The 18,776-nt window shown below is 38.2% G+C and carries 13 protein-coding genes; 1 reads left to right on the top strand and 12 read right to left on the bottom strand.

What is annotated here, in order from left to right; translation table 11 throughout:
• Positions 1-32: 32 nt before the first annotated feature.
• Positions 33-3,191 (top strand): WD40/YVTN/BNR-like repeat-containing protein, encoded by a 3,159-nt coding sequence (locus AC3QLY_RS03940; protein WP_074419345.1) that lies wholly within the window; start codon positions 33-35, stop codon positions 3,189-3,191.
• Positions 3,192-3,203: 12 nt separating this feature from the next.
• Here AC3QLY_RS03940 and AC3QLY_RS03945 read toward each other — a convergent pair whose 3' ends face one another.
• The 12 genes from AC3QLY_RS03945 to AC3QLY_RS04000 form a co-directional block, all read right to left on the bottom strand.
• Positions 3,204-3,779 (bottom strand): ferric reductase-like transmembrane domain-containing protein, encoded by a 576-nt coding sequence (locus tag AC3QLY_RS03945; RefSeq protein ID WP_074419344.1) that lies wholly within the window; start codon positions 3,777-3,779, stop codon positions 3,204-3,206.
• Positions 3,780-3,807: 28 nt separating this feature from the next.
• Positions 3,808-4,593 (bottom strand): ATP-binding cassette domain-containing protein, encoded by a 786-nt coding sequence (locus tag AC3QLY_RS03950; protein WP_074419343.1) that lies wholly within the window; start codon positions 4,591-4,593, stop codon positions 3,808-3,810.
• Positions 4,586-5,635, bottom strand: a complete 1,050-nt coding sequence (locus AC3QLY_RS03955; protein ID WP_081298662.1) for a FecCD family ABC transporter permease — start codon at positions 5,633-5,635, stop codon at positions 4,586-4,588. The genes AC3QLY_RS03950 and AC3QLY_RS03955 overlap by 8 nt, the downstream gene beginning before the upstream one ends.
• Complete coding sequence (locus AC3QLY_RS03960) at positions 5,619-6,512, bottom strand: heme/hemin ABC transporter substrate-binding protein (RefSeq protein WP_074419341.1); 894 nt, start codon at positions 6,510-6,512, stop codon at positions 5,619-5,621. The genes AC3QLY_RS03955 and AC3QLY_RS03960 overlap by 17 nt, the downstream gene beginning before the upstream one ends.
• An 11-nt stretch (positions 6,513-6,523) precedes the next feature.
• Positions 6,524-8,857 carry a TonB-dependent receptor gene (locus AC3QLY_RS03965; protein WP_492990685.1) on the bottom strand — a complete coding sequence of 778 codons (2,334 nt, stop codon included), beginning with the start codon at positions 8,855-8,857 and terminating at the stop codon, positions 6,524-6,526.
• Positions 8,858-8,957: 100 nt separating this feature from the next.
• Positions 8,958-9,497, bottom strand: coding sequence for a hypothetical protein (locus AC3QLY_RS03970; protein WP_218331084.1), 540 nt, complete (start codon positions 9,495-9,497; stop codon positions 8,958-8,960).
• Positions 9,498-9,588: 91 nt separating this feature from the next.
• Positions 9,589-10,416 carry a glycoside hydrolase family 16 protein gene (locus AC3QLY_RS03975; RefSeq protein WP_492990687.1) on the bottom strand — a complete coding sequence of 276 codons (828 nt, stop codon included), beginning with the start codon at positions 10,414-10,416 and terminating at the stop codon, positions 9,589-9,591.
• Between the two features lie 115 nt (positions 10,417-10,531).
• Positions 10,532-11,545 carry a family 16 glycosylhydrolase gene (locus AC3QLY_RS03980; RefSeq protein ID WP_492990689.1) on the bottom strand — a complete coding sequence of 338 codons (1,014 nt, stop codon included), beginning with the start codon at positions 11,543-11,545 and terminating at the stop codon, positions 10,532-10,534.
• A gap of 97 nt (positions 11,546-11,642) precedes the next feature.
• Positions 11,643-12,302 (bottom strand): GDSL-type esterase/lipase family protein, encoded by a 660-nt coding sequence (locus tag AC3QLY_RS03985; protein ID WP_218331081.1) that lies wholly within the window; start codon positions 12,300-12,302, stop codon positions 11,643-11,645.
• A 27-nt stretch (positions 12,303-12,329) separates the two neighbouring features.
• Positions 12,330-13,775, bottom strand: a complete 1,446-nt coding sequence (locus AC3QLY_RS03990) for a glycoside hydrolase family 30 protein (RefSeq protein WP_218331080.1) — start codon at positions 13,773-13,775, stop codon at positions 12,330-12,332.
• Between the two features lie 129 nt (positions 13,776-13,904).
• A complete protein-coding gene (locus AC3QLY_RS03995; RefSeq protein ID WP_492990691.1) occupies positions 13,905-15,368 on the bottom strand; it encodes a RagB/SusD family nutrient uptake outer membrane protein in 1,464 nt (487 codons plus the stop codon).
• Positions 15,369-15,419: 51 nt separating this feature from the next.
• Positions 15,420-18,776 carry a SusC/RagA family TonB-linked outer membrane protein gene (locus AC3QLY_RS04000; protein ID WP_492990692.1) on the bottom strand — a complete coding sequence of 1,119 codons (3,357 nt, stop codon included), beginning with the start codon at positions 18,774-18,776 and terminating at the stop codon, positions 15,420-15,422.

Genomic DNA, 18,776 nt, shown 5'->3' on the forward strand with positions numbered 1-18,776 from the left:
CCTTACAATCTGCAACTAAAAATTCAGGCAACATGAGAAAATTTTACTTCAGCATTCTGCTTTTTGCAGGCTGTTATTTTACGGCACAGGCACAAGAAATCAATCTGGCCACACAGTTTAAAAATTTACAACCCCGCACAATTGGTCCGGCAGGTATGAGCGGTCGTATTACTGCAATTGATGCGCTTTGGAGCGATCCCAATATTATTTATGCAGGTAGTGCCAGCGGCGGTGTTTGGAAAACCGAAAACGGCGGCGCTTCATGGAAGCCGATATTTGACAAGGAACCTATTTTAAATATTGGTGCTATTGCCATTACGCAAAGCAATCCTTCTGTTATTTGGGCAGGCACCGGCGAAGGCAATCCGAGAAATTCTGTTAGCCTGGGAGATGGCATTTATAAAAGTTTAGATGGCGGACAAACCTGGAAATGCATGGGTTTGCAAAAAACAAAAAATATTCATCGAATTATTATTGACCCCAATAATCCAGATGTTGTATATGCAGGCGCCATTGGCAACCCTTATGGTGTGCATGGAGAAAGAGGATTGTATAAAACAACCGATGGCGGACAAACCTGGAAATTAATTTTACATACCAACGATTCCAGCGGTGTGGCAGATATGATGATAGACCCAAGTAACCCAAACAAACTACTTGTTGCCATGTGGCAACACCACCGAACACCCTGGAGCTTTACCAGCGGCGGCTCCGGCAGTGGATTATACGTAACCTACGATGCAGGTAAAACTTTTAAAAAATTAGGTAAGGCAGATGGCCTGCCAGATGGCAATTACGGACGTATTGGTTTAACCATTTGCCGAAGCTTACCCAGCCGTGTATATGCATTAGTAGAAGCTACCAAAAATGGTTTATACAAATCGGATGATGGTGGCATGAAATGGGAATTGGTAAACAGCGACCCTGCTGTAGTTACCAATCGTGCCTTTTATTTTCAGGATATACGCGTTGACCCGGAGAATGAAAACCGGTTATACAACATTAACCAAATGGTGAGTGTTAGTGAAGATGGCGGCAAAACTTTTCGCATATTGATCCCGTACAGTGGCATTCATCCCGATCACCATGCCTGGTGGATTCATCCTTTCAATCCTTCATTGATTATTGATGGCGATGATGGTGGGCTGGCCATAACAAAAGATAAGGGAAAAACATGGCAGTTTGAAAGCAAATTGCCTGTTGGGCAGTTTTACCACATTAATGTAGATAATGCATTACCCTATCATGTTATGGGAGGATTACAAGACAATGGCAGTTGGTATGGCCCTGCTTATGTTTGGATAAAATCAGGTATTCGCAACAGTTATTGGACCGAAGTGGGCGGTGGTGATGGTTTTGATGTACTACCCGATCCGGATAATTACAACTGGGTTTATTCCATGAGTCAGGAAGGCGAACTGGGCCGTTATAATGTAGCTACCGGCGAACAATGGCGCATTAAACCACCTGATGTAGGCAGCACTCTACGGCATCGGTTTAATTGGAATGCAGCCATAGCGCAAGACCCATTTGATAATAATACCATTTACTTTGGTAGCCAGTTTGTTAATAAAAGCACCAATAAAGGTATTTCATGGAGCATTATATCGCCCGACTTAACTACGAATGATACCGCCAAAGAAGATCAAAGCAACAATGGCGGCTTATCGATTGATATTACCGGAGCAGAAAATTATTGTACCATTTTATGCATTGAACCTTCACATGTACAACGGGGGGTAATTTGGGTAGGAACCGATGATGGTAATGTACAATTAACACAAGATGGCGGTAAAACCTGGACCAATTTCAGAGGAAAAATTCCGGGAATGCCAGAAGGAAGTTGGATACCGCAAATCAGAGCCTCAAGATACAAAGCAGGCGAAGCTTTTGTAGTATGTAACAACTACCGCCTGGGCGATTTTAAACCTTATATTTTCCGAACCACAGATTTTGGAAAAACATGGACCAGAATAGTAGATGAAAAGAAAGTAACGGGATATGCCTTGTGTATGATTCAGGATCCGGTAGAACCCAATTTAATTTTTGTAGGAACGGAACAGGGGCTTTGGATAAGCTTTGATAATGGCAATCATTTTCAACAATTCAAAAACAATTACCCTTCCGTTTCAACTTACGATTTAGCCATTCAGGAAAGAGAAGCCGATTTAGCCATTGCTACTTTCGGCAGAGCTATCTGGATTTTAGACGATATAAGGCCATTGCGTAAATTAGCCGCAAATAACGGTAAGGCATTTCCGCAAAAATTAATAACTTTCCCCATACCCACCGCATATCAGGCTAAAATAAAAAATCCATCCGGAATTGAGTACAGCATTTGGGGTACTTATGAAGGAGAAAACAGAAAGCCTGGCGCCTCTATTAGTTTCTTTACCGAAAAAACCGCCGGCGATACCGGCAAATCAAAAACGCCCGACTCTGTGCATGTGCACATATACGATGCGGTGCACAACAATGTACGCAATTTAGTAGTAAAAGCCGATACGGGTTTTAACCGGTTTTTCTGGGGCTTAGAAGGAAAAGGCATCCGTAGTGCAGGTGGCAGAAGAGGAAGAAATTTTGGAGGTGGCAGTGCTGAACCCGGTGGCTTACTGGTAGATCCCGGAACCTATACCGTCGTATTGCAATGGGGCAAATTAAAAGATTCTGCAACCGTTGTGGTGAATGATGATCCCAATGCACCTACTTCGCCGGAAGTAAGAAAAGCACAACGTGCTTTCAATGCAAGATTAGATTCACTAACCGTAAAAGTAAACCAGTTAACAGAACGATTAACAGATGCAGATTCCATTATGGCCAATATAAAAGCAAACCTGCCCAACATAGATAGTAGCAGAAGAGACAGCATACGGCATAGTATGAAAGCATTGGAGCAATCGATTAAAGACATTAGAGAAACTTTAAATGGCAAACCACAGGAAAAGCAGGGTTATGGTACTGTACCTCAGGTAACTGTAAATGGCAATATTGCAAATGCCCGCTTTACGGCATTATATAAAAATGCAGCTCCCGGAGAACAGGAGGAAACCCTGTATAAGGTTGCAGAAGAAAGTGTAGACCAGGTATTGCAAAAAGCAGATAACTTCTTCAACAGTAAATGGAAAGCCTTCCGTAATTTGGTAGAGTCCTCAAAATTAGATTTGTTTAAAAAGGAAGAAGACAAAGAATAAAACTTTACCATTTCAGCATTGTTTTCGTATAAAATAGCGAAACCTGATTACAGAAGCTGCTATCAGAACCAACCCACAAATTTCTGATAGCAGCTTTTCTGCATCTAAGAAATCGACAGGCCGGTCTTTTAATTCCGGATCCATCCAAATGCCATGTATTATAAACAGCAAGGCAGTACCGTATGAAATTAAATGTACATTCTTCCAAAAGCGAAATCTCATTTTATTTTTAATAATTTTTTGGGTGGTAATAATTACCAGAATAAGTGCATAGAATGACAAACTGCCCAACAAAGCCATATATGGCTGGTGTTGAGCATTCAATGACCATAGCAATTGCAACCACGAAAATTTAGAAGCAGAATCAATAGGTATTAATACAATATGCACCAACACCAATAACAAAGCCAAATAGGCGGTATAATTATGTATATCAGTAATATTCAGCTTTTGAATAAAGGCAGGAACGCACTTCCAATAAACAGATTTTTTATATGCTGAACTAAGCAGCATACCCAGCAAAATATTCAAAGTTAAAACAGCGGTAGCTATAAGGCCAATGGTTCCAGATATATCAATGGTTTGCACGAATAGGGTTGTTTTATAAATAGAAAATTTATTCGGGTTGAAAATAAATGAAAGGATGATCTAAATTTTGTTGTTCCAATTTTATGGCATGCACATCAAAAATATTTTTTATTAATGCAGCATCAATATCAACAGGCTGCTGTAATGAGTATAGCAACTGACCACTTTTCATAAAATGCAGGGTATCTGCAAATTGTAAAGCCAAATTCATATCGTGCAATACTGCCACAACGGTTACATGTTGCCGTGTTAACGATTTTGCTGTTTGCATTAGCTGGTACTGATATTTAATATCTAATTGAGAAACCGGTTCATCTAAAAACAAATATTTTTCCTGAGTTTCAGAGGCTTCTAAAATTTGAGCCAACACCCGGCTCATTTGTACTTTTTGTGCCTCACCTCCTGATAAGTTTTGATAGAGTGTATCGGCTAAATGTGTAACATGCATTTGTTGCATGGCATGATTTACCATTGCAACGTCAACAGCATGAGGCTGGTTTCTAAAAAAAGGATAACGACCCATCATTACCACTTCACGAACAGTTAATGTAAACGGCAAATGATATCGTTGTGATAAAACGGCTCTTTTTTTTGCAAGCATCTCTGGCGATAAGGAAGCTATATTACTACCATCTATGGCAATTGTTCCCGAAGATGGCATTAAACTTCCGGCCATTAACTGCAAGAGTGTTGTTTTGCCGGCTCCGTTTGCGCCCATAATAACGGTAAAACTGTTTTTTTGAATGGTTAGATTTACATCTTGTAACAATTGCTTATTGTGGATGGCATAACTTAAGTTTTTTACCTCAATCATAGCTCCCTCCTTTTTGCAGCAATTGCGTTTGTTTCAATAAAATAATGAATACGGGTGCCCCCACCAATGAAGTAATGATACCAATAGGAATTTCTCCCGGAGCAATCAATAACCGGGCAGCAATATCAGCTACCGTCAATAAAATTGCGCCAGATAAAAAAGCAGCCGGTAATAAAGTTCTGTTATTTCCACCTATCAATAAACGCATCATGTGCGGTACAATTAATCCCACAAAAGCAATTACACCAACAAATGCGGTTGCAATAGCAACCATGGCAGTATTGAGCAATAAAATCTGCCATTTTAAACGCTCTGTATGTACGCCCAAATAGCCGGCTTCTTTATCGCCCAACATCAATGCATTCAACTGATTGGCATAGCGCAATAAAAGAATCATTACCGGAAGTGTAACAATAGCAGTAATCAATATCTGCAGCCAGGATGCGCCGGCAAAACTGCCGAGGTTCCAAAAGGTAATGCTTCTTGCCTGCGGATCTCTGGAAATAAAACTTAAAAATCCGGTTCCGCTTAAAGCAATAGCATTCACAGCAATACCAATTAATAACAAATTGGTTACCGAAACCCGATTAACCGATTTAGCCAATGTATATACCAGTACCGTTGCAAGAACACTACCCACAAACGCAAATACCGGAACCAGCAGTATGCCGGAAAAACGCTGCAACCAAAAGGGCAAAATATCTGATAAAACAAATATAAAAGAAGCACCAAAAGCAGCACCGGCACTGGTTCCTATTAAGCCCGGCTCTACAATTGGGTTTCTAAATAAGCCCTGCATCATTACTCCGGATGCTGCTAAAATACCGCCTGTAATGGCGCAGAGCAATACACGTGGCAACCTAATTTCAAGAAATACAGCTTCATGAATATTTAAAGGAGCATCGTTCTTTATTGCATGTAGTAATGCGCTGTACATTTCATGTATATGAATAGGCACAGCGCCAAAATCAATGGCCATGATGATGGTACCAACCAATAACAATATTAAAATACTAAAGTACAGTTTAGGGTAGCGTTGCATGAATATTGGGATGAAATATTTTCATGAGTGATAAAATGTTATTAGCGCTTCGCGGACCAAAATATACAATATCATGTTCATTAAACCGATATATTTTATTGTTTTTGGCTGCATTGGTTAAGGCAACACCCGGTAATTTTTTCACACTTTCCATGCCACCCAATTTATCAAATCCAAAATCAGTAACAATAATAATATCGGGATTGGCCGCAGCAATGGCTTCAGCACTTAACTGCGTGGCTCCTTTTGCCTGGTATACTGCGGATTTTCCAACTGCCATACGTATCATGGCATCTGCCGGACCATTCCTCCCACTCATCACAAAGAAAACATTGTTGGCCTGGCCAAATTGAATTACCATTACTTTTGGTGTATCTACGCATTGCTTTTGTGCAGCATATACTACCTGCATTTGTTGTTGTAGTTGATGACTGAGTGAATCGGCCACAGCAGATACCCCAAAATAAGTACCCAATGCTTTTAATAAAAGCTGTGCACTATCCAAAGTATTCGATTCAAAAAATTCTTTACAACGTACCCCCACTTGTTGTAATTGTGGAATGACTGTGGCAGGCCCAATATTCTGACTATAAATTACAATATCGGGCCGCATGGATACAATTCCTTCTGTACTCAACAAACGATGGTAACCCACTTTAGGCAATAATTTTGCGCTATCGGGATAACTACTGGTTAAATCGCAGGCCACTATATCTTTTCCTTTTCCCAACGCAAACATCATTTCTGTTAATTGTTTTGAAACAGAAACAATTCGTTTGGCATTGGCAGGATTCATCTCTTCCTGTTTACCTTGTTTACATGACATGGCCAGCCATACTATTACAGGCAGCCATCGAATTATATTTTTTCTAATCATACATCAATTGTTTAAAAATGATAAGCCAGTTTTAATCCGCCATACCACATGGCAGTATATGGCCCGGGTATAAAGTGCGGATCGGTTTGTGAAGCTAATGTAGGCGATAAAAATAAAAAAGTATAATAAGTATTGTTCAACAGATTATCTGCACCTATAAACGCATCCACATCAAAATGTTGATGCAGCGTTTGGCGATAACCGAACTTAGCACCCAATAAACGATAAGCTGCTGCATTATTCAAGTTATCGAAAGTATAAGGCACTTTATCAACATATTGAAACGTACTGTTGAAATAAATACCAGGCGCTGTTACCACATCCAACCCAATATTTAAAAAATTAGGTGCTACACCGGCAACTTTATTACCTGAAAAATTAAGGGTGTTGGCATTGTTATTATTATCACTCTTAAAATCTACATATTTAAAATTAGAGTACGTGTAGGTTACAAATGGTTTTACAGAACGGAAAAAACCCTGGTTACTTTGTAGGGCAAGATAGTTTAACGATAATTCTACCCCGTTATTTCGTTGTTTGCCAACGTTTACTGCAAAAGTATAAAAAGGCGTGGTTTGTGTAGCAGCTACCGACTGATTCACAATTTTATTGCTTACATCTAACTGAAACAATGCCATTTGATAAGATAATTTATTATTGAAAAAGCTACCCTTGGTACCCAATTCATATTGAATACCCAATTCAGGTTGCAGGCCTGTGTTTACTTTTCCAATAGCCGGTATCACTACATTACTGGTGGTAGGCGGTGTATAGCCGGTACTTACATCCACATATACCGAACTGTTTTTATTCAACATTTTTAAAACTGCAATGCGTGGTTTTAGTACGGGGGTGAACCGTTTGTAACCCGACTGGTCGGCATGTGTTGGGTTGGCATTGTTCGTAAGCATATCGCGAATACTGTATTCAATAAAGTTAACACTACTTCCTGCTGTGAGCATAATTTGAGCAGGCAAATTCAACTTCCATTCGGTAAATAGATTGTAGGTAGATGCCTGTATTTGCAAATCGCCTCTAATGCCACCCATTATACCATTGGTTAAATTATAGGTTTTATTAAAAGAAAGCGTTTTCTCAAATTGTCCGCCAATAATACCATGAATGCCCACTGCACCCGACTTTCCATTATAAATAAATCCCGTTCTGCCGCCAAACGTTAATACTGCGTTTGAGTTAAGGCCTGCGGCAAATGGCTGATCCAATGTATATCCTGAAGTAAATACGGTGGTTTGATTATTGAAGTGCTGATTGATTTTAATATCATCTGTAATACCTGCTCTAAAACTTTCAATTAATACATGGGCATTGTTATTAACATATTTCGGATCGCTCCAGGTGATACGGCGGTATAATGTATCACCTGGAATTTCGCCGGCCAGTTCTTCATAAGAACGGCTATATGACAAATAGGTTGAAATGGTTTGTTGATCGCCTACATAAAAATCGCCTTTAAAGGAAGCGTAATCTTTTGCTGATGCACTATGGCTACGGTAACCATTTGACGTTTGATGGCCGTAATTAAAAAACAAAACAGAATTACTGCCTGCCGATTCAATACGTGTATTATTTCTATACAAACCGTAACTACCTACTGTATTTTCTTCCAAAATTTTTGTGGTATTGGGTTTGGGTTGAATAGAATACAATTTAACCACACCGGCAATACCCGAACCATACAAACTGGATTCTGGCCCTTTAAACACCTCCACTCTACCAATGGTAGAAAAATCAATATCATCTAATATGGTTACACCGGTGGCATCGGTTAATGGAATATTATTTAAAAAAACCTGATAGCCTAAGCCATTAAAATTAGTGGTATTGCCATATCCTCTGATGATGATACGCTGGCCACCGGAAATACCTCTGGTTTGCATAAATACACCCGGAATAGTGTTCATTTGGGTTTCAGGAAATAAACCATTGCCACGTTGTAAATCATGATATGTTAATACACCTACCGATTGTGCTTCGGTTAATTGGTTATCGCGTTTACCCGTTGCCCAACCCGTAACCTGCACCTTATTTAAATTATCGGTAGTAGGGGTTAATAAAATCAACAACTCTTTATTGGCAGGTTTTATGGTAACCTGTTGGGTTTCATAGCCCAAGCTGCTAACGGTAACAACAAGATTATTTGTTATCTGATGTAATTGAAATTTACCATTATCATCCGTAATTAGTTTTTGGCCGTTTGGTAATGTAATTACTGCACCTACTAATGGCTGATTGGTGATATTATCGGCAACACGGCCCTGAATATTTTGTGCCTGCAGTTGTTGCAATGAAAACAGAAAAAGGAATATAACTATAGTTTTTTTCATAATGTAATATATAATGATGAATGGAATGAACAATTCATTTACCTAAATAAATAGAATTCAATAGCACTCCAACAACGAATGCCATTTTAATGAAGAAGGACTAACAGATTGTAAATCGGGGAGGAGGTAACACTACAGAAAGTGCGATGTAATGCAAATAATATGAATGAAAAGTAGACCAGCAAATATTGACGGGTTCAGGAAATAAGATTTGAAAAAGTTCTGGTTGATAAAAGAATGAGAATATCTGAGAAAAACTTAGCCGGTTTTGTTTGCCTGCATCCTGTTTGTTTTTTTGAAGGGCAAAGTGTTGCAAATCTGTGCTGTTTTCAGCATTATCGGGCAAACCGCAAATGGTTACCGTTGTTTGGTTATATTGAATATGAACCACATCATACAATAAGCCATTCAATTTAAATTCATGATTTTTTTCTTCCCAGGAGAATGAGGGGTCAGTAATGTTTCCGTTTGCATCTATACTCCATTGAAAATGACAGGCAGCTTTTGTATCGGGATGAGAAGCAATAAACAACTTCATCTCCGTTTTTAAATGCACTTTATACAGCACATACCACAAATGGTAACCACCCATATAAGTGAGGAGCACAGTTAGGAGTAATATGGATAAGCATTTTCTCATGTTGCAGGCATGAAAATTAGTGAAACCATTTATGCCGTGCAAATATTTTAGATAAACGCTTTATCGAATACTACTCCTACTGCTCATTTTTTTATTCAGAAGGCTTTGGTGCATCCAATTGGGTAACCTTTACCCAGTCAACTACCATTTTTGCCTTATTTTGCTTAATTTGTTGTAATGTTTTTTCAGGCAGGCCAAAATAGGGCTCTTTTGCGCCATTCACTCCTGCGGGATAATTACCGCCCAAAGCAAAATTTAAAATCAAAAACTTTTTATTGCTAAAAGCCCATTGTCCATATTTATCTGTCATGGCTTTTGTAACGCGGTACATGGGTTTACCGTCATATTCAAAAACCATTGCATCAGGCGTCCAGTTTACAGCATATACATGCCACTGCGAAGCATCATTGTTTTTTGGAAAATAGTAACGTTCTACAAATGGCGTTTCACCGCTGTATCCGGGGCCGTGCACCGCAGCACTTGCCCATGCAGCATCGCCAATATTTTCCATAATGTCAATTTCGCCGGTAGCCGGCCAAGGCCCATTACCCAATATCCACCAGGCAGGCCATAATCCGGCACCGTTGGTTAATTTAATTCTGGCTTCTGCACGGCCATATTCAAATTCAAATTTATTGCGGGTATTTATTCGGGCCGAAATAAAATCAAAATGTTGCCCATCTTTTGTTACAAAACCCGGGGCATACAATGGCTGCAATATCAGCTTGTTTTTTTCTATGTACAATGTTTTAAAAGAGTCTACATAGGCCTGTAATTCATTGTTTACATGAAATCCGGTAATTTCAATATTCCACTTAGCCGTATCTAAATGTTTGGTATTAAAATTATCAAAAAAAATTACTTTTCCTTTCTGGGCTTTTTGTGTTTGTGCTATTCCTGAATGCAGTATACAAAACACAAAAACGATACATTTAAATAAGGATTGCATAAGTTGGTGAAAGGGGTTTTGAATGGGAGAATGTAGGTTTGGTATAGAGCAATGTTTATGAATGGAAGTTAATGCATTTCAATAATTATTGGTATACCCTCACATAATCAATTTCCATTTGGTTGGTGGTAAATGCCGGGTCTATGGTTCCACCCAATGTACCACCCATTGCTACATTTAAAATAATGAAGAAATTTTGATTAAAAGGGAAACTGCTTTTGTTGGGTAAGGTATAATAAACCACATCATCTACCAGCAACTGAATCGTTGCAGGCGACCAAATAGCAGAATATTTATGAAAAGTAGTTGCTGCATTGGTGATAGAGGTAGTAGCACCATCACCATATTGATTTACCTGTGCGGGATAATGCAATGTGCCATAAATAATATTTTTATTTTTCCCATTCTGTTCCATAATATCTATTTCTCCACAAGCAGGCCAGCCTGCAGTTGAAATATTATTACCCAGCATCCAAATGGCCGGCCAGGTACCAGTTGAAGCAGGCAGTTTGGCGCTTACATCTATCCGGCCATATTTAAAACTATATAAACCTTTGGTGAGTAAGCGAGCCGAAGTATAATTGCTACCTGAATAACTTTCCTTCTTAGCAATAATCTTTAATGTTCCGTTTGATACCACAGCATTATCAATACGTGAAGTATAATATTCCAATTCATTATTACCCCAACCACCGGCTCCTAAATCGTATGTCCATTTTGTAGGATCCGGACTTCCGGGTATATTGAATTCATCTGACCAAACCAAATTCAATTTTACAGCTACGGTAATTTGTATGTTGGCAGACGAAGTAAGGCCCGATGCGCTTTTTGCAATTACATTCACGGTATAGGTTCCTGAAGCAGTATACTTGTAAGTTGTTATTCCGGAAGGGATGGTTTGAATAATGCCATTTCCAAAGTCAAAATCATAAGATACAGCATTGCTTGCTGAAGCAGTAAAATTTACATTGCCACTACTATCGGTAGAAACAACAGCATTAATTACCACATTGCCAGGTGCAATAGCAGGAGTAGAATTTGAAGCTTTGTGGCAACTTGTGATTGTAATCACTACTAAAAGCAAGCTTAATCGATTCATGCTTGTAATATACAAATTAATTACAAATAGAATTATTATCTGAAAATAATACATTCATTTAACTGCAAAACCAAGGATACAAATCAATAAAATTAAACTATAACAAATAAGGCTCTAATATTTTCTGCCAGATATGATAACCCGTTGCATTCATGTGCAGGCCATCATGTATAAAAATGGTTTCGTTAATGGTGCCATTGGGGTTTAACATAGCATGATACACATCAATAAAACGAGCATTGGGTTGCTTTTGTAAATATTTTTGAATCAATATATTAGATGCCAGCATTTTTTGTTGCCATTGTATGCGGCTTGGGCTGGGCTTAATAGAAATATAATCAACAGGTATATTTTTATATTTTTTCCGGATAATATGTAACAATGTTTTTACCCTGCTTAATACCTGCTGTGGGGTTATGGAAGTATCTTCCGCAATATCATTTTCACCACAATAAATTACAATTTGTTTGGGATGATAGGGCAAAATAATATCGGGTGCATACCGAATTACATCCGGCAATGTAGAACCACCAAAACCCCGATTAATAATAGTGTGTTCAGGAAAATAATCCTGAACATCCTTCCATTTTTGAAAAGAAGAACTACCAACAAACAATATGGCATTGGCCGGAGGAAAATGCAAGCTATCCTGGTGTTTAAATACCTGAATTTCCTGATAAAAGCGTGGTGCTTGCGCCATGGCACCGCTAAAACACCATAAACAAAAAACAAGCGTTTGAAACAATATTTTTTTCATATACATATTTTGTAAGTTCGATTATCATTACCAAACATAAGTTGCAACACTGCCTGATGCTAATATTGATGAAGCATATACATTTTTAAACTGAATACTAAATGCCTGTGTTGTTGCAGTGGTATTTAAAACGATTAAAACTTTTTTCCCTGCCGGTGTAAGAAAAGCCACATTGGGTAAGCCATTTACCATATTTGAAGCAATTCTATACGAACCGTAAGGTACAAATTTAGCAGCATGTGCAATAATGTAATAAGCCACATTTCGCGTAATGCTATTATCCTGAATCGTTAATGCACCCAAACATTGGGTACAACCACCGGGAGTATGTGGTTCATATTGTGCATCAGCAGCCAGGTTCCATTCCAATACGGTTTTACTCCAATTGCGTGGCGCACCAATAATTAAATTCTCTACATGCCATGTTAAATTAGATGGGAAATCACCGGGAGCACCTACCCATTGTTCCGTAAAATATACATTTTTATTAGGGAAGGCATCATGCACCTGAGATAGTACATTAATATTTCCGGCATATAAATGAAAAGCTGAGCCATCTACATATTGTGCTGCTGCAGGATTATTTAATATGGCGATAGGATAATCGGGCCTGTCGCAATTATGATCATACAACAATATTTTGGTTGTAATATTTTCTTTTTTAAAAACGGGGCCCAATGCATTTTGAATAAAATTAGCCTGATCGGCAGACTGCATAACCATGCTGGGATTGTTATTGGGATTGAGTGGTTCATTTTGAATGGTAATAGCATGCATGGTAATGCCTTGCTGTTGCATGGCCTGGATATATTTTGCCAGGTATTTTGCATATACCATATAATAAGCGGGAAGCAAACTGCCACCAACGGTACCGGCATTGTCTTTCATCCAGGCAGGTGCCGACCATGGCGATCCTAAAATTTGAATGTTGGGATTGATTTGCAATATGGCTTTTAATACCGGAATTAAATCAACCGTATCAACACCTAAGCTAAAAGCAGATAAAGTGGTATCGGTTTTCCCCACAGGCATATCATCATAAGAAAAAACATGGCTATTTAAATCAGAAGCACCAATACTAATGCGTAAATAATTGATGCCGATACTATTGTTATCGTTGCCAAACAACTCTTTTAATAAAGCAGTTTTTTGTGTACTGGGTAATTGATTGATTAAAGTTGCACTACCTCCGGTTAAAGTATACCCAAACCCATCCATGGTTTGATAACGCTGCAGGCTATCAACCACAATAATAAAATTGGTTTTATTGACAGTATCGAAATATAATGGCGTTTGTTGTTGTAAACGCACAGAACCATTGGCATTGGTGAGCCATACAGATATTGAATCTTTTAAATTAACAACCGTATTTGGAGGCCTATTAGGCATTTCAGGCGACTTTTGAGCCGAGGAACAACTCATGGCCAATATCATACAATTGATAAGCAGAAAATATTTACAAAGTTTTTTCATTGTATAATTTCATATAAAATTTAAAAATTGCATCAACCTACTGAAAAATGCTTTATCTAAAAATAGAGTAATGTACTGAAAAAAGCACCCACAAAAATCTGCAGGTGCTTTTGTATGTAACCTAAACGACTAGTAACCCGAATTTTGTTTCAACAAAACATTGTTATCAATTTGATTTTGCGGTATGGGAAATACCAGTTGATAAGGTTTAACATTGTAATTTAAATTATTACCTGCACCATCTTTTTGTGCATTCATCACTGTTATGGCTCTTCCGGTTCTCACTAAATCGAACCAGCGATGGCCTTCAAATGCCAGCTCCAATCTTCTTTCTTTTTCAATTGCCAATGCCATATCACCTTGCGAAACTGCTGTTGTAGGAGGCAGATTAACTCTGGCACGAATTAAATTCACCAATGCACCTGCGTTGGTCGTTAATCCTTTGGCATTGTAAGCTTCAGCTCTCAGTAAAATAATATCTGCCAAACGAATCATATAAAAATCATTGGTACCATTGTTTGGATCATTATATTTTGACAGGATAGGATAATTGTTGACATCTTTCCAATATGGATCAGACCATCCATAATTTACAAAAGTAATAGAAGCGTGTAAACGAATAGAATCACCCTCTGTTCTAAAGGTATTCACCAAATCATTGGTGGGTGTTTCAAATTTTTTCCAGCCGCTGCCGATAAATTGAGATGGTATCCAATTGCCAATCACACTCCAGCCTACATAATTAAATTCCCAGATAGATTCACTATTGTTTTTATGATTATTATCCCATAAAAAAGTATAGTTGGGCATTAATGTATAATTGGGTATCACCTGGTCGCAATAATAAGCAACAGAATCCCAATTAGGAGTAGGCATGCTGGCATATACTTTTGCCAAAATTGCATTCACAGCACCTTTTGTTACCACCATTTTATTGGGAGGTGTATTGTCGTTTTGTACATTATCTTTTGCAAACCATAAATCCTGTAAAATAGCCTGGTATGCAGTATCAGCAGAAGATTGTGGCACCAATGTAGATTTAATTAGTGTTTCAGAATTGGTTTGATCCACCGGCTTTAACATTAAAGGTATCCTTCCAAACAAACGAACCAAATCAAAATAAGTAAATGCCCGCATAAATCTGGCTTCACCCAAAATTTGATTTTTTCTGGTTGCAGACAAAGCAGGATCTGTACATGCCTGCATCTGTGCAATAGCAATATTAGCAGTTGCTATAATACCATATGCATCTTTCCAGTCACGATTGATATTGCCATTGGCTGCATTGGCTGTAAACAAATCGATGGCAATATTGTCAGGATTATCACCACCTGCATAGCAATTATCAGACTGAACATCAGCATTGGTAATTCTGTCTAACACATTGAACTCTAATCCATAACTATAACCAATTTCAGCATTATAAACACCAGACAGTGCATTTTCTGCTTGAGAAGCAGTAATAGAACTAGTACCTGTATTTGTTACCACTTGTGTAATGGGCTGTTTATCTAACAATTTGGTGCAGCCTGGCAAAATCATGAAACAACCAAGCGAACCAGTAATTAATGTTATTATTATTTTATTTTTCATATTCCTGATTTTTAAATTTTCAAAATGGCATATAAGCAACGAAAATCATTTTTATTTCAACGCAACATTCAAACCAAATAAGAACATTTTTGCCTGTGGATAAGCACCATTATCTAACCCTAATGAAATATTTCTATTGTCGTTTGAATTTCCGGGATTGCCATAAGAATTTACTTCCGGATCAAAACCTTTGTATTTGGTTAATGTTAGCAAATTATTACCTGAAACATAAACAGAAGCCCTGCTTAAACCAATATGGTTTAATACTTTCGCTGGAATATCGTAAGAGAGTGTAATTGTTTTCACTCTTAAATAAGAACCATCTTCTAAAAACCGTGTAGATATCAACGAATTATTAATGGTTGCATTGGTACTTACGCCTGGAATATCAGTAATATCGCCGGGTTTTTGCCATCTTCTTAATACAGCCGAACTTTGATTAGCGGAGTTTACCATAGCCTCGGCTTCTAACCTTCCTGCATTAAATATTTTGTTGCCCTGTGAACCCTGAATAAATACAGTTAATGTAAAATTTTTAAATGAAACGGTATTATTCAACCCATAAATAAAAGTGGGCAATGCACTACCTAAAATTCTTCTATCGGTAGGTGCGGGATTATCGGTTGCTTTACCATCTTTTGTTAAATACAATTCATGCCCGGTATTTGGATCCACGCCTTGTGCTACATACCCATAAAATTCACCGAGTCCGTAACCTTGCGCCAATGCTATAGCGTTACCACGTGCATAAACACCGCCAAATGCATTCAGGAAGGTTACTCCTTCACCAATATTTAATATTTTATTTTGATTGAATGAAATATTGAAATCTGAATTCCACCTCCAATTGCCTTTTACAACATTTTTAGTAGAAATAAGAAACTCTTCTCCAATATTCTGCATGGTTGCCGCATTGAGTGGAGCAGTTGCAAATCCTGCTTGTGAGGGCAAAGGATAATTCACCAATACATTCTTGGTTTTCTTCACATAAAAATCTCCTGTAAATGAAATTCTTCCATTTAAAAAGCTCGCATCAACACCTATATCTGTTTGTGATGTAGTTTCCCATGTTAAACTGGCCGGCGCAATGGATACAGGAGTTACTGCACCCGTAACCGGATTGATACTGGACAAAGGCAGGTAACTATAGCTGCCAATTCCTTCCTGATTACCATTTTGGCCCCAGGCTACTCTTAATTTTAAATCGTTAACCGCACGTACATTTTCCATAAATGCTTCTCTCGACAAACGCCATCCTGCAGAGAAAGAAGGGAATACGGCTGTTCTGTTTCCTGGTGCAAACTTGGAAGAATTATCAGAACGGATATTGGCCTGAAACAGATATTTACCATCAAAATCATAATTAATTCTTCCTAAATATGAAATCAAAGCCCATTCATCAATTCCGGTGGTTCCGGGTTGCTTAATAGAATCTCTTAAATACGCCTGATCCCAGGGCAGTAACCGGTATTCCGGTTTTAAGAATGACCCGGAAATAGTTGTTTGCTCTGTATGTGAGTTTTGGGCTGTCCAGCCGGCCAGAGCAGAAAAATGATGTTTACCCCAATTTTTGTTATAGTGCAAAGTTTGCTCACTTAACCAGGTTAAATTATAGGTTCTGGTTCTGGATTGCTGACCTCCGGTTTGTCTTCCATAAATGGTAAGAAAAGGATCCAAAAAATAAGTGCTGGTATAGTTCCCATAATCAATACCAAATCTCGATTCAAATACCAATCCTTTTAATAATTTAACATCGGCACCTAAGTTCGTTAATAATCGGTCGGCAGTTGATTTATTATATCTGCCCAAAATTGCGCCATATGGATTTTCCCACCCTGTTAGGGGATTAAATCCAATGGTTCCATTTGCATTAAATTTTGGTATAATAAATGGAGTTTCCAAAGCAGATAAAACAACCCCGCCTCTTGCTACACTTTGGTTATCGGTAACATCATTACTTTTTGAACGTGAAAGAACTGTACTGGATATGATGGTAAGCCAACTACTAGCTTTGGTTGTTAAATTCACCCTGCCGGTTAAACGGTTATAAGTTGCGGGTTTAATCATCCCTTTCTGATCAGTATAATTTAAAGAAATATAATGGGTTGATTTATCGTTACCGCCAGAAATAGACAATTGATAATTTTGCTGTGTGCCATCCTGAAAAATTTCTTTAGGCCAGTTTACGTTATTTGCATTCACCATTGAATCGGTTACAACGGTAGCCCCTTTCTGTTCATTTGCGTAAGCCTGATATTGCTTGGCATTTAAAACTGACAACATTTTAGTTGGAGAGGTAGTACCATAATAAGTACTAAATTCAATTTTAGATTTGCCGGCTACTCCTTTTTTAGTAGTAATGACTACTACACCATTTGCTGCCCGGGTACCATAAATAGAAGCCGATGCGGCATCTTTTAAAACAGAAATAGATTCAATATCGCTCGGACTGAAAGAAGAAATATCCGTCATTGGAATACCATCCACAACATATAATGGGTCATTCCCTGCACTGATGGAAGAAGAACCTCTTATCCTGATAGATAAACCAGCACCGGGTTTTCCTGAATTGGAAACCACCTGTACTCCGGCGGCCTTTCCCTGTAATGCCTCTCCTGCATCAACAATTGGTCTGTCGGCAATATCGGCTGCTGTAACTACGGAAACAGCTCCGGTTAAGTCTTTTTTACGCTGTGAACCATAACCTACTACTACAACCTGATCTAATTGAGCATCAACGGGCGTTAGCTGTACTTGTATAGTGTTTGTTGCGCCAACTACAATTTCTTTTGATGCATAACCAACATAAGAAAATACAATGGTAGCACCTTTTTCGGCTGTAATAGTAAACTGCCCTGTATTGTTGGTAGAAGTACCCTTATTTGTACCTTTTACAACCACACTAACCCCTATTAAAGGTTGTTGTGTAATTGCATCGGTAACGGTACCGGTTATTACATTGGCCTGTACCGAAGCATTTGTAAAATTTGGATCCTGATAAAGGGCTTGTAAAATTTGTGGATTATTAATCAAATCTTTGAGCGTTTCAATTTTAGTGTTTTTACTAAATAAAACATAGGTTTGATCCAGAACTTTTTTATAATGAATACCCAATGGTATTAAAATGCTGTTCAACGCCTGTTCTACATTTTTAAATTTAGTAATTGAAAAAGCTACTTTGGTGTCGGGCAATGTATTACTTTCATACACAAAATCAACCTGATAAACCTTTCGCAGTTCCGAAAGAACATCCACCAACATTTTAGTATTATTGGTATCATCTTTCCTGATTGTATGGTAAAGTGTACCATTTTTAAAAGGAACTGGCGTTTCTGAAAAGGCAATGCCAATAGACATGGAAAATAGTAATAGCTGCAATAGCAGTAGTTTTCCTACATTTTTTCTCAT

This window comes from Hydrotalea sp. GW822-HT8A01 (genome assembly GCF_058798575.1).

Bases quoted from the DNA above. Each gene is read 5' to 3' on its own strand.
- AC3QLY_RS03980 (WP_492990689.1), bottom strand. From the start codon at position 11,545: ATGAATCGATTAAGCTTGCTTTTAGTAGTGATTACAATCACAAGTTGC.
- AC3QLY_RS03950 (WP_074419343.1), bottom strand. From the start codon at position 4,593: ATGATTGAGGTAAAAAACTTAAGTTATGCCATCCACAATAAGCAATTG.
- AC3QLY_RS04000 (WP_492990692.1), bottom strand. From the start codon at position 18,776: ATGAGAAAAAATGTAGGAAAACTACTGCTATTGCAGCTATTACTATTT.
- AC3QLY_RS03990 (WP_218331080.1), bottom strand. From the start codon at position 13,775: ATGAAAAAACTTTGTAAATATTTTCTGCTTATCAATTGTATGATATTG.
- AC3QLY_RS03940 (WP_074419345.1), top strand. From the start codon at position 33: ATGAGAAAATTTTACTTCAGCATTCTGCTTTTTGCAGGCTGTTATTTT.
- AC3QLY_RS03995 (WP_492990691.1), bottom strand. From the start codon at position 15,368: ATGAAAAATAAAATAATAATAACATTAATTACTGGTTCGCTTGGTTGT.
- AC3QLY_RS03985 (WP_218331081.1), bottom strand. From the start codon at position 12,302: ATGAAAAAAATATTGTTTCAAACGCTTGTTTTTTGTTTATGGTGTTTT.
- AC3QLY_RS03965 (WP_492990685.1), bottom strand. From the start codon at position 8,857: ATGAAAAAAACTATAGTTATATTCCTTTTTCTGTTTTCATTGCAACAA.
- AC3QLY_RS03960 (WP_074419341.1), bottom strand. From the start codon at position 6,512: ATGATTAGAAAAAATATAATTCGATGGCTGCCTGTAATAGTATGGCTG.
- AC3QLY_RS03970 (WP_218331084.1), bottom strand. From the start codon at position 9,497: ATGAGAAAATGCTTATCCATATTACTCCTAACTGTGCTCCTCACTTAT.
- AC3QLY_RS03955 (WP_081298662.1), bottom strand. From the start codon at position 5,635: ATGCAACGCTACCCTAAACTGTACTTTAGTATTTTAATATTGTTATTG.